The 11,358-nt window shown below is 45.4% G+C and carries 9 protein-coding genes and 1 tRNA gene; 3 read left to right on the top strand and 7 right to left on the bottom strand.

The features are described from left to right. Window positions 1-110: 110 nt before the first annotated feature. Together fimE and fimB are read right to left on the bottom strand one after the other, a co-directional pair. Window positions 111-707, bottom strand: a complete 597-nt coding sequence (fimE, locus tag A7098_RS15750; protein WP_000044716.1) for a type 1 fimbria switch DNA invertase FimE — start codon at window positions 705-707, stop codon at window positions 111-113. 477 nt (window positions 708-1,184) lie between these two features. Beyond that, window positions 1,185-1,787 carry a type 1 fimbria switch DNA invertase FimB gene (fimB, locus tag A7098_RS15745; protein WP_000790591.1) on the bottom strand — a complete coding sequence of 201 codons (603 nt, stop codon included), beginning with the start codon at window positions 1,785-1,787 and terminating at the stop codon, window positions 1,185-1,187. 1,482 nt (window positions 1,788-3,269) lie between these two features. Here fimB and nanC point away from each other — a divergent pair. From nanC to A7098_RS15725, 3 genes are all read left to right on the top strand, one after another. Beyond that, window positions 3,270-3,986 carry an N-acetylneuraminic acid outer membrane channel NanC gene (gene nanC / locus A7098_RS15735; protein WP_016159471.1) on the top strand — a complete coding sequence of 239 codons (717 nt, stop codon included), beginning with the start codon at window positions 3,270-3,272 and terminating at the stop codon, window positions 3,984-3,986. 19 nt (window positions 3,987-4,005) lie between these two features. After that, window positions 4,006-5,112: an N-acetylneuraminate epimerase gene (locus A7098_RS15730; protein ID WP_010346499.1), complete on the top strand. Its 1,107-nt coding sequence runs from the start codon at window positions 4,006-4,008 to the stop codon at window positions 5,110-5,112. Window positions 5,113-5,186: 74 nt separating this feature from the next. Beyond that, window positions 5,187-6,173 carry a sialate O-acetylesterase gene (locus A7098_RS15725; protein ID WP_105281063.1) on the top strand — a complete coding sequence of 329 codons (987 nt, stop codon included), beginning with the start codon at window positions 5,187-5,189 and terminating at the stop codon, window positions 6,171-6,173. A 224-nt stretch (window positions 6,174-6,397) separates the two neighbouring features. Here the strand turns inward: A7098_RS15725 and A7098_RS15720 are convergent. The 5 genes from A7098_RS15720 to ftsH all read right to left on the bottom strand — a co-directional run bounded on the left by A7098_RS15720 (window position 6,398) and on the right by ftsH (window position 11,259). After that, window positions 6,398-6,484 (bottom strand) — tRNA-Leu (locus A7098_RS15720). Window positions 6,485-6,497: 13 nt separating this feature from the next. Next, the gene (gene secG / locus A7098_RS15715; protein WP_001517162.1) at window positions 6,498-6,830 is read right to left on the bottom strand and encodes a preprotein translocase subunit SecG; all 333 of its coding nucleotides are present in this window, start codon (window positions 6,828-6,830) and stop codon (window positions 6,498-6,500) included. Between the two features lie 226 nt (window positions 6,831-7,056). Beyond that, window positions 7,057-8,394, bottom strand: a complete 1,338-nt coding sequence (glmM, locus tag A7098_RS15710) for a phosphoglucosamine mutase (RefSeq protein WP_000071137.1) — start codon at window positions 8,392-8,394, stop codon at window positions 7,057-7,059. Then, window positions 8,387-9,235, bottom strand: coding sequence for a dihydropteroate synthase (folP, locus tag A7098_RS15705; protein WP_105281060.1), 849 nt, complete (start codon window positions 9,233-9,235; stop codon window positions 8,387-8,389). The genes glmM and folP overlap by 8 nt, the downstream gene beginning before the upstream one ends. An 89-nt stretch (window positions 9,236-9,324) precedes the next feature. Beyond that, the gene (gene ftsH, locus A7098_RS15700; RefSeq protein ID WP_001107477.1) at window positions 9,325-11,259 is read right to left on the bottom strand and encodes an ATP-dependent zinc metalloprotease FtsH; all 1,935 of its coding nucleotides are present in this window, start codon (window positions 11,257-11,259) and stop codon (window positions 9,325-9,327) included. Window positions 11,260-11,358 lie beyond the last annotated feature (99 nt).

The raw sequence follows: 11,358 nt of genomic DNA, 5'->3' as shown, positions 1-11,358 counted from the left end.
TGATATTTTTATGCTTGAGAAAAAACACGAAACTTTTTTATGATATGGACAGTTTGGCCCCAATTGTCTTGTATTTCTTTATTTTTTCATTTTATTATCAACAAGTTATATTAAACCTCTTCTCTTTTTAATTTTTCGTTTATAAGATTATTTCTTTCCCATAATCCGGCAAAACGTGCAGCATTGCTGGCGGTATAACGCACAGTATGGCGAATATTTCGATGCCCCAGATAATCCTGAATTAAACGGGTATCTGCACCACGCTCTGCCAGTTCATAACCGCAAGCATGTCTTAACATATGAGGGTGAGTCTGCGTCACGGTTCCAGCTTCAATACCGGCATCACGAATGATGCGATAGGCCTGCTGACGAGAAAGTCGACTTCCACGACGGGAAATAAATATGGCGTCGGTCTGCTCAGCGCCTTTCCAGTTAGCACGTTCCTGGGTCCAGCGTTCTACAGCTTCACGCTCATCAAAACGTAATGGGTGAACTGTAGAAAATCCGTTCTTCAGCCGTCGAATATTTATTCGACCTTCATTAAGGTCAAGATCTTGATAATGCAAATCAAGCAGCTCACTAATACGCATCCCATGCCGATATGCCAACAGAATAAGACAATAATCTCTGGCGCCCGTTGCCCCATAGCAAACCGCTTGCATCATTGCCTGAACTTCTTTACCGGTAAGATAACGACGTTTACTCACAATAGTAGTACTCCTGACTGAGATATATTTGAATGAATACCTATAGGAAACCTCAAACGGTCAAAATTAGCCCAATAGATAAAAAGATAATCACACATAAAGTTATGTGGTTATCAGTCAATTACATTAAACATCATACAAAAATAAAATATCACTGATGTGACAACATCTATTTTCATTGATTTAATTCAATATAACAATAGATAGCACCTGATTAACTCCCAGTTGCTTAAAAAATAAAGAAAAAAGTGCAGAAAGAGAAGGATCTAAGTGATATGTAAATTTATGAATGCTTTTGTTTGTTTATTTCGAATAAAATAAACCATTGTATTTTGTATGGGTATGGTTAAGCTAATGTTTATTATGATAATTAAGAATTACACCAACAATAACATCAATTAATAAATGGTTAATTATTATTGATATATCGTAAGAATAATGTAGGTTTTAACACCATCCCTGGTATCTCATCCATCTTTATAAAACAGCGTGACGCTGTCGACCTCTGGGTCTGTCCCAGATGCCGTAAAAACGCCCTGCATTGCTGGCGGTATACCAGACGGTGTGACGAATATTACGATGCCCAAGATAATCCTGGATAAGTCGTGTATCTATTCCCATATTCGCCAAAGCAAAACCACACGAATGGCGTAACATGTGCGGATGAATCTCCAGTGATAACCCGGCATTACCACCTGAAGTCGAGATAATATGGTAAAACTGTTGACGAGAAAGCGGATTCCCTTTGCGTGATAAAAATACCCACTCACTCTCAGCATGTGGATAAGAAGTACGCGTACTCAACCAGTTTTTTAAAGCCTGAACTTCTTTGTTCAATAGCGGGTGCGTCGTTGAAAAGCCTTTTTTTAATCGATGGATATATATGCACTTTGCCTTCAGATCAATATCCGAAATTCTCAATCGGCAAATTTCACTCGCCCGAAAGCCATGAATAAAACAAAGCAAAGTCAGACAATAATTACGTGCAGCATGAGGCCCGGTATTTGCTGCTTTAAGGAGTGACTCGATTTCACTGTGGGTCAGGAAGTTCCTTTTTTTGTTATCAGCCTTATTCTTCATCGTTTTCCCTTATTATTACAGACGCGCACTAGCTGTGCTGGGTTAGCAATAATCCAACATTGTAATCCTGATTATGTTTATAAAAGCGAATGTTTGCTTAATGACTAACGCAAGTGGACCAGCTCTTTTGAATGAACTTAAATAGAATGACGATAGCTACTTATAATAACTTTGCCATACAACGCTATGCTCTTGCATGCTATGTTCTTTTATATATTTTCAATCTGAGACGAATCTAATAATAACCCTCATCATCAATGTAACTAATCTTATCTATATATCACGTGATATGTTCTGTAACAAGTAAAATCAACATAAAAAAATTCAGCAAAATTTAATTTTTTGTTCAACGCGATATCTCACATATAACATTATTAGTCAACTCCATTTTCCTCAAAATTGCTATTTCATGAGATTCCTTAATTTTTAAGTGGCTATTATCATGCTAATGCTTAGTTCCCTAGCCATTATTACCATTTGGTTTGTAAATTCATGCAGTGAGATTGTTATATTCCTTTCCAGACCGTGTATTGTCCAAAGATATGGGGGGAAGTCTGCACGCACCTTTTTTCATCTACATTCGTGTTAAATATGGTGTGGTTACTTCAACTTAATCTTTTCTTACTCACTACTATTTACTGGCGATACGGCAAATAACCGATTCCCCCCAATCCTGAAGTGTGCTGAACATCAACGAGCCAGCCCTGGACAGGATCAGAAACTCCTCTACTACATACCAGGTTGCCCTTAGTCTCAGAACGTTAAAACATATTTTATGATGAGAATTATTGTCAATCTGATAGCGGATAAACACTCATTTTCACCATACCTGAGGAGTTAGCGTGTAAACCCGGCACTGCCGAAAATCATTAAAAACACATTATAAACAATTAGTTAATAACAAAACTTCAGTTTCATGAAGGCAGTCGACAATGACCATCTGGCCTTACATAACATCTTTACCTTCGAAAAATATCGACATATTTTGTGACGCGAATTGCAAATCTGGTTTTGTTGTATGGATTGTGTGATTTTTGATCTGGTATAACAGGTATAAAGGTACACGCAAGAGATAAATAAGACGACTCATATCGCAATCTAATACAAACATCCCTGGCGTCCTCTCTTATCGGGTGATGAAAGAGCACTTCAGTCTGAAAGGAGTATGAAAATGAGATCAACAAACAATCCATTTTATGACACTGGCTAAAAATGGATTTAGTAAGTGAAATAGCTTACGAACACTAAAATCAAATAAACATCAGAATAGATTTAATACTCAGGTATTTAATCCAGATCTCGGTTTATCTTAAATTATGTGGAAAGCAATTTCTCACAGGAGGCATTATACAAAAAAAATAAAACATAATTATCCGTGGCCAATGACGCTATAAGCCTGGCAAAAAAGAGCACATAACATAAATGCTATTTGTTTATTCGGACTTCGTATTACTTTCTGTATTCTACAAATGAGTGAAATTTATGAAAAAGGCTAAAATACTTTCTGGCGTATTATTACTCTGCTTTTCGTCACCATTAATTTCTCAGGCTGCAACACTGGATGTGCGTGGTGGATACCGTAGTGGAAGCCATGCCTATGAAACTCGACTCAAAGTCAGTGAGGGGTGGAAAAATGGATGGTGGGCAAGTATGGAAAGTAATACCTGGAATACCATTCATGATAATAAAAAGGAAAATGCCGCATTAAATGATGTTCAGGTTGAAGTTAATTACGCGATTAAACTTGATGATCAATGGACCGTGCGCCCAGGAATGTTAACCCATTTTAGCAGCAATGGCACACGCTATGGACCTTACGTAAAACTGTCATGGGATGCGACAAAAGATCTCAATTTTGGCATTCGCTATCGTTACGACTGGAAAGCTTACCGACAACAAGACTTATCTGGTGATATGTCTCGTGATAACGTTCATCGTTGGGATGGATATGTCACTTACAATATTAATAGTGATTTCACCTTCGCATGGCAAACGACGCTGTACAGCAAACAAAACGATTATCGCTATGCAAACCATAAGAAATGGGCGACGGAAAATGCATTTGTTCTACAATACCATATGACGCCCGATATTACGCCATACATAGAATATGACTACCTTGACCGTCAGGGTGTTTACAACGGTAGAGATAATTTATCGGAAAACAGTTATCGCATTGGTGTGTCATTTAAACTGTAGTAGACAGGAGACAGTCACAATGAATAAAACAATAACGGCACTTGCTATCATGATGGCTTCATGTGCCGCAAACGCGTCGGTATTACCAGAAACTCCTGTGCCATTTAAAAGTGGTACTGGTGTAATTGATAACGACACTGTCTACATTGGTTTAGGTAGCGCAGGTACGGCATGGTACAAGCTGGATACGCAAGCCAAAGATAAAAAATGGATAGCTCTGGCGGAATTCCCCGCTGGCCCGAGAGATCAAGCAACCTCTGCCTTTATTGATGGTAATTTGTATGTTTTTGGCGGTGTTGGTAAAAACAGTGAGGGGTTAACTCAGGTATTCAACGACGTACACAAATATAATCCCAAAACCAATACCTGGGTTAAATTAATGTCGCACGCACCGATGGGCATGGCAGGTCATGTGACCTTTGTACACAACGGCAAAGCCTATATTACTGGCGGCGTTAACCAAAATATCTTTAATGGCTATTTTGAAGATCTCAAGGAGGCAGGAAAAGATTCAGCGGCTATAGATAAAATCAACACCCACTATTTTGACAAAAAAGCAGAAGATTATTTCTTCAATAAGTTCCTGTTGTCTTTTGATCCCTCTACACAGCAATGGAGTTACACTGGCGAATCCCCCTGGTATGGTACGGCTGGTGCAGCGGTAGTAAATAAAGGTGATAAAACCTGGCTTATTAATGGCGAAGCAAAACCAGGACTGCGAACTGATGCTGTATTTGAGCTTAATTTCACCGGCAATGGCATAAAATGGAATAAACTTTCTCCCGTCTCCTCCCCAGATGGCGTAGCTGGCGGTTTTGCAGGTATTAGCAATGACTCTCTTATATTTGCCGGGGGAGCCGGATTCAAAGGTTCACGAGAAAATTACCAGAACGGTAAAAACTATGCGCATGAAGGTCTGAAAAAATCGTATAGCGCCGATATTCATCTTTGGCATAACGGGAAATGGGAGAAATCTGGCGAACTGTCGCAAGGTCGGGCCTACGGAGTATCATTGCCCTGGAATAATAATTTATTGATTATTGGCGGTGAAACTACGGGCGGCAAAGCTGTGGCGGATTCAGTGTTGCTCTCTGTGAAAGATAATAAAGTTACTGTGCAAAACTAACTTTTCAGGGCTCCAGCAAAGGAGCCCTGCGCTCAATGGCTCATCACCCGTTGTCATTTCAATTACGCATATATATGAACACGATAATATCGCCCGATTATTACTATGTTCTTACCGTTGCCGGACAATCTAATGCCATGGCATATGGCGAAGGACTTCCCTTACCAGACAGTGAAGATGCGCCTCACCCCAGAATAAAACAACTGGCAAGATTTACACAGACGCATCCCGGTGGCTCGTCATGTCAATTTAATGACATTATTCCACTGACTCACTGCCCACACGATATTCAGGATATGCGGGATTATCACCATCCTCTGGCAACGAATCATCAAACACAATACGGTACAGTTGGGCAGGCACTGCATATTGCGCGGAAATTATTGCCCTTCATTCCTGATAATGCTGGCGTTCTCATCGTTCCTTGTTGCCGTGGCGGATCGGCTTTTACCGCAGGCTGCGAAGGAACATATTCAGAACAGCACGGAGCCAGCCATGATGCATGTCGTTGGGGAACAGATACTCCGCTGTATCAGGATTTAGTTAACAGAACGCGAGCTGCACTGGCGAAGAATCCGCAGAATAAATTCCTCGGCGTATGCTGGATGCAGGGCGAATTTGACTTAATGACGAGTGACTACGCGTTACACCCTCAATATTTTAATAATATGGTTGAGGCCTTTCGTAAGGATTTAAAGCAGTACAGTTCTCAGCTTCTGAATACTAACACTTCCGCTGCTCCGTGGTTCTGCGGCGATACCACCTGGTACTGGAAAGAAAATTATCCTCATGCGTACGAAACTCTTTATGGCAATTACAAAAAGAATGCCTTAACCAATATTATTTTTGTCGGCTTCCAGCAACAAGACGAACGAGGGCTAACGAACGAGCCTGATGAAGATCCGGACGATTTAATCACGGGATATTACGGTTCAGCGTACCGAACGCCAGAAAACTGGACAACGGCGCTACGAAGCAGTCATTTTAGCTCGGCAGCCCGTCGGGGGATTATTTCCGACAAATTTGCTGACGTTATTTTGCGGTTTTGGCAGGAAGAGTGAGCACTCACAAATTTGATTTATGCGCATCCATCAATGCTCTGGACTCTGTGAGTAATCTTCCACCCCTTCAAACGGTATCTACAACGATTATGTAATCACAACCTATGCAACATAGGGCGATTGCGATTGTAGAAAATAATGATGCAGAAAACTTTGTTTAACGCTATCAGGACGGGTCACAGATACAAAAAAAGACGCTTTTCAGCGTCTTTCTTTTGGAATATTGGTACTGAGGATGGGACTCGAACCCACAAGCCCGTTAGGGCACTACCACCTCAAGGTAGCGTGTCTACCAATTCCACCACCTCAGCACAGATACTATTCTTAGTTCGGGATATCGCTGGTCGGCTTAGCCGGAGCAGCTGGCTGAGTTTGTTCGGTTTTCGCCGGAGCACTCAGATTTTCCCATTCGCTACCTTTATTGGTTTTGTTGCTGTTGATGTTACCCAGCACCAGACTGATGATGAAGAACAACGTTGCCAGCACAGCCGTCATACGGGTCATGAAGTTGCCAGAACCACTTGAACCAAACAGCGTAGCGGAAGCGCCTGCTCCGAAGGAGGCTCCCATATCAGCGCCTTTACCTTGCTGCAGCATGATCAGACCAACAAGGCCAATTGCTACAATAAGGAAAACTACTAAAAGAGCTTCGTACATAATCAACCTGTTCCTTGCGGAGTTGCCGCGACCAATGCTTCAACCAATAAAGCGGGAGAATTTAATCTTTCCCACTGAAGCGGGTGTGAATACTAACCAAAGCGAATGACCTTCGCAAGGGCAATTTTATTGCATTGTATCAACTGCGGAAAAAAACAGCAAAATAGATGTGCATAAGAAAAACAAAGGCGACAATCGCCGCCTTTTTAGCCAGTTAGTTATCGCATTAAACCGCTTTTACCGCATCAGCGATACGGTGAGCAAACTCGGTGACCTGCGCTTCGTCTTCACCTTCGACCATCACGCGAATTAACGGCTCAGTGCCGGATTTACGCAACAGCACACGCCCACGGCTACCCAGCGCCGCTTCAACTTCGGCGGTCACGGCTTTAACTGACTCATGCTCCAGCGGATCGCCGCTGCCTGCGGTATAACGCACGTTAACCAGAATCTGCGGGAACATTTTCATGCCACTGCAAAGGTCGTGCAGGCTCATATGGTTACGCGCCATCGCCGCCAGCACCTGCAAACCAGCAACGATGCCGTCACCGGTAGTGGTTTTATCCAGCAGGATCACATGACCGGAGTTCTCTGCACCGATACGCCAGCCTTTTTCCTGCATTTTTTCCAGTACGTAGCGGTCGCCCACTTTCGCACGTGCAAATGGAATGCCTAACTGTTTCAGCGCCAGTTCCAGCCCCATGTTGCTCATTAATGTACCCACCGCGCCACCACGCAGCTGCCCCTGACGAAGACCTTCACGCGCGATGATATACATGATCTGATCGCCATCGACTTTATTGCCTTCATGGTCAACCATAATCACGCGGTCGCCGTCGCCGTCAAAGGCAATGCCGAGATCTGCTTTTTCAGCCAGTACGCGTGCCTGTAGCGCACGAACATCAGTTGCCCCCACTTCGGCATTGATGTTTACGCCGTTCGGCTCACAACCGATGGCGATAACGTTCGCTCCCAACTCGCGCAGCACGTTTGGCGCGATGTGATAAGTCGCGCCATTTGCGCAATCCACCACAATCTTCAGTTCACTGAGGCTAAGTTCGTTCGGGAACGTGGCTTTGCAAAATTCGATATAGCGACCCGCAGCATCAACGATACGGCTGGCTTTACCCAGTTCTGCCGAATCAACGCAGCTGATCTCTTTTTCCATTTCAGCTTCGATGGCCTCTTCTACCGCATCCGGCAGTTTGGTGCCGTCGATAGAGAAGAATTTAATGCCATTATCGTAGAACGGGTTATGCGATGCGGAAATCACAATCCCGGCCTCTGCGCGGAAGGTACGCGTCAGATAAGCCACTGCCGGTGTTGGCATCGGGCCGGTAAAAAGTGCGGAAAGTCCCGCTGCCGCCAAACCCGCTTCCAGCGCCGACTCCAGCATATAGCCAGAAATACGCGTGTCTTTACCAATAATGATCTTACGGGAACCATGACGCGCCAGCACTTTACCTGCTGCCCAGCCCAGCTTCAGCACAAAATCAGGGGTGATCGGCGCATCCCCAACACGACCACGGATCCCATCGGTCCCGAAATATTTACGATTACTCATAGCGTTTGTTTTCCTTTGCAGACAGAGTGGCTTCCACCACTCGCATCGCTTCTACGGTTTCTTTGACGTCATGAACACGAATGATGTGTGCGCCCTGCATCGCAGCAATAACTGCACAGGCCAGACTACCGCTCAGGCGTTCGGACGGCCCCACGTTCAGCAGTTGTCCAATCATCGATTTTCGTGACATACCCACCAACAGCGGCAGGTTGAAATGGTGAAATTCAGCCAGACGCGCCAATAATGAATAGTTATGGTGGAGATTTTTACCGAAACCGAATCCCGGGTCGAGCAACAATTTCTCTTTTGCGATACCCGCCCGTTCACAGCGTGCTATTTGCTCAAGAAAGTAGCGATTCACTTCAGCATAAACATCGTCATACTTCGGCGCTTCCTGCATGGTCTTTGGATTTCCCTGCATATGCATCAGGCATACGGGTAAACCAGTTTCCGCAGCCGCTTCCAGAGCGCCAGGTTCGGAAAGGGAGCGGATATCGTTAATGATGTGAGCGCCCACTTTCGCCGACTCACGGATAACTTCCGGTTTGGAGGTATCCACAGAGATCCAGACTTCGAATCGTTGCGCAATTGCCTCAACCACCGGAATAACACGTTGCAACTCTTCTTCAACACTCACTTCCGCTGCACCTGGACGCGTAGACTCTCCACCAACGTCGATAATCGTCGCGCCAGCGTTGATCATCAGATTCGCATGTTTCACTGCATCAATCAGAGAGTTATGCGTACCACCATCAGAAAAAGAATCTGGCGTGACGTTGAGTATCCCCATCACGTGAGGATGGCTAAGATCCAGTGAAGTGCCCTGGGCAAAGAGTTTCATGGTGTTATCCCTGGTATGAATTGATAAGAAAAAACCCCGGAGCACGCCCCGGGGTTTTCGGTACAAATACAGTCATCTGATGCGGGAACTTACTTGTCGCCTAACTGCTCTGACATGGTGTTACCCGGATTTGGCGTACGTGGTTCATCAACCGGACGCGGCGCCTTTGGAGTGCCATTATTGTCAGAATTGTTAGATGCTCCCGACTCATCCCAACCTGCAGGCGGGCGTACATCGCGACGAGCCATCAAGTCATCAATCTGCGGTGCGTCGATGGTCTCATATTTCATGAGTGCATCTTTCATCGCATGAAGAATATCCAGGTTGTCGTTCAACAACTGACGCGCACGATTATAGTTACGTTCAATCAGTGACTTCACTTCCTGGTCGATGATACGCGCGGTTTCATCGGACATATGTTTTGCTTTCGCCACGCTACGACCGAGGAAAACTTCACCTTCTTCTTCCGCATACAGCAGCGGACCGAGTTTTTCAGAGAAGCCCCACTGGGTCACCATGTTACGCGCCAGGTTAGTCGCAACTTTAATATCGTTCGACGCACCGGTAGAAACATGTTCTGGTCCGTAGATGATCTCTTCTGCCAGACGACCGCCGTACAGGGTACTAATCTGACTTTCCAGTTTCTGTCGGCTGGCGCTGATTGCGTCGCCTTCAGGCAGGAAGAAGGTCACACCCAACGCGCGACCGCGCGGGATAATCGTTACTTTGTGCACCGGATCGTGTTCCGGCACCAGACGACCAATAATCGCGTGGCCAGCTTCGTGGTAAGCAGTCGATTCTTTCTGCGCTTCCGTCATCACCATGGAGCGACGTTCCGCACCCATCATGATTTTGTCTTTCGCTTTTTCGAATTCAACCATTGATACAACGCGTTTGTTGCCACGTGCCGCAAACAGTGCCGCTTCGTTCACCAGGTTCGCCAGGTCTGCACCGGAGAAGCCTGGTGTGCCACGAGCAATAATTGCCGCATCAACATCTGGCGCCAACGGTACGCGACGCATATGCACTTTCAGGATCTGCTCACGCCCACGGACATCTGGCAGACCAACCACAACCTGACGGTCGAAACGACCAGGACGCAGCAGTGCCGGGTCGAGAACGTCCGGACGGTTAGTCGCCGCGATAACGATGATACCTTCGTTACCTTCGAAGCCATCCATCTCAACCAGCATCTGGTTCAGGGTCTGTTCACGCTCATCATGACCACCACCCAGACCAGCGCCACGCTGGCGACCTACGGCGTCGATTTCATCGATGAAGATGATGCACGGTGCCGCTTTCTTAGCCTGTTCGAACATGTCACGCACACGAGATGCACCCACACCGACGAACATTTCTACGAAGTCAGAACCGGAGATGGTAAAGAACGGAACTTTCGCTTCACCTGCAATGGCTTTCGCCAGCAGCGTTTTACCTGTACCCGGAGGACCGACCATCAGGACGCCTTTCGGGATCTTACCGCCCAGTTTCTGGAAGCGGCTCGGCTCACGCAGATACTCAACCAGTTCGGCAACTTCTTCTTTTGCTTCGTCGCAACCAGCAACATCAGCAAAGGTCGTTTTGATCTGATCTTCCGTCAACATGCGCGCTTTGCTCTTACCGAACGACATCGCGCCTTTACCGCCGCCGCCCTGCATTTGACGCATGAAGAAGATCCAGACACCAATCAGTAACAGCATCGGGAACCATGAGATGAAGATAGAAGCCAGCAGGCTTGGCTCTTCAGGCGGTTCACCGACAACCTTGACGTTCTTGGTCAGCAGGTTATCCAGTAGTTTCGGATCCTGAACCGGAATGTAAGTGGTATAACGGTTACTATCTTTCTTGGTAACGTTGATTTCACGTCCGTTGATACGCGCTTCACGAACCTGGTCGTTATTGACCTCTTGTAGGAAGGTAGAGTAATCCACCTTACGGCCATTAGACTCGCTGGGCCCAAAGCTCTGGAATACTGACATCAGCACAACGGCAATGACCAGCCAGAGTATTAGGTTTTTCGCCATGTCACTCAAGGGATTAACCTCTTATTACAACTGTGTTAAAAACAGCGTCAGGATACTCTATATCCAGCATCTTTCAAACTTTCGTCTGAAATCTCCCGG

Origin of the sequence: Escherichia sp. MOD1-EC7011, from assembly GCF_002965005.1 — a bacterium.
Lineage (GTDB): Bacteria > Pseudomonadota > Gammaproteobacteria > Enterobacterales > Enterobacteriaceae > Escherichia > Escherichia ruysiae.
Note: the sequence above shows the minus strand (reverse complement) of the source record. Positions and strands in the feature narration are given on the sequence as shown.